Origin of the sequence: Inquilinus limosus MP06 (genome assembly GCF_000767795.1) — a bacterium.
Lineage (GTDB): Bacteria > Pseudomonadota > Alphaproteobacteria > DSM-16000 > Inquilinaceae > Inquilinus > Inquilinus limosus_E.
The window spans coordinates 1-1298 of sequence record NZ_JANX01000983.1 but is presented as its reverse complement, the minus strand read 5'-3'; the positions used below and the strand labels follow the sequence as shown (position 1 = coordinate 1298).

The 1298-nt window shown below is 72.0% G+C and carries 3 protein-coding genes; all 3 read left to right on the top strand.

The features are described 5' to 3' along the window. Positions 1-550 (top strand): FAD-dependent oxidoreductase (locus tag P409_RS34595; RefSeq protein ID WP_034849449.1); only part of this gene is annotated, 550 nt, incomplete at its 5' end. Further along, entirely contained in the window at positions 547-762 is a 216-nt protein-coding gene (gene thiS, locus P409_RS34590; protein WP_034849448.1) for a sulfur carrier protein ThiS, read from the top strand. The genes P409_RS34595 and thiS, both read left to right, overlap by 4 nt. Before the next feature lie 11 nt (positions 763-773). Continuing rightward, the coding region (gene thiG, locus P409_RS34585) for a beta/alpha barrel domain-containing protein (RefSeq protein WP_034849447.1) at positions 774-1298 on the top strand (525 nt) is incomplete at its 3' end.

The following is a 1298-nucleotide window of genomic DNA, read 5'->3' as shown; positions in this document are numbered from 1 at the left end:
GGCGCGGCCGGCCGATGTCGTGGTGCTGGCCGCCGGCGCCTGGTCCGGCGGCATCGCCGGGATCCCGCGCGAGGCGCTGCCGCCGGTCCGGCCGGTGAAGGGCCAGATGCTGGCGCTGCAGATGGACCCGGCGGCGCCGCTGCTGCGCCATGTGCTGTGGGCCGGCAAGGCCTATCTGGTGCCGCGGCTGGACGGCCGGCTGATCGTCGGCGCCACGGTGGAGGAGCGCGGCTTCGACACCACCGTCACCGCCGGCGGCATGCTGTCGCTGCTCGACGCCGCCTGGCGTGCCTTGCCGGGGATCGAGGAGCTGCCGGTGATCGAGAGCTGGGCCGGGCTGCGCCCCGGCAGCCGCGACGACGCGCCGGTGCTCGGCCCCTCGGCGATCGATGGGCTGGTGCTGGCCACCGGCCATCACCGCAACGGCATCCTGCTGCTGCCGGCCACGGTCGAGGCGGTGGCCGGCACCATCCTCGACGGAAAGCTGCCGCAGGCGGCGGAGCCGTTCCGCATCGACCGCTTCGCCCGGATCCAGGAGGCCGCGCAATGAGCGTGCCAGGGACCGTGAATGTGAATGGAGAGACCGAGGCAGCGGCCGGCGTCAGCGTGCTCGACCTGCTGCTGGCGAAGGGCATTGACCCGGCGGCGCGCGGTACCGCCGTGGCGCTGAACGACGCCGTGCTGCCGCGCGCCCGCTGGCCGGAGCATCGCCTCGCGGCCGGCGACCGGGTCGAGATCGTCCGTCCCTTCCAGGGCGGCTGAGGAGCAAAGCCATGCAGGATCCCTTCATCATCGCCGGCGTGGCGCTGCGCTCGCGCCTGTTCATCGGCTCCGCCGGCTATGCCAATCGCCAGCTGATGCTGGATTCGATCGAGGCCTCGGGAGCCGAGATCGTCACCGCCTCGATCCGCCGGATCAGCCTGGAAGGCTATGCCGAAAGCCTGGTCGACCTGGTCGGCGACCGTTGGCGCCTGCTGCCCAACACCGCCGGCTGCATGACCAAACGGGACGCCGTCCTGACGGCGCAGCTGGCGCGCGAGGCACTGGGCACCAACTGGCTGAAGCTGGAGCTGATCGGCGACCGCGAGACCCAGTACCCGGATGTTGCCCAGCTGGTCGAGGCGGCGGAGGAGCTGGTGCGCGACGGTTTCGTGGTGCTGCCCTACTGCAACGACGACCTCGTCACCTGCATGCGCCTGGCCGATGTCGGCTGCGCCGCGGTGATGCCGCTGGGCTCGCCGATCGGCTCCGGCCTCGGCATCTCCAATCCGCATGCGATCGAGATGATCTGCGGCCGA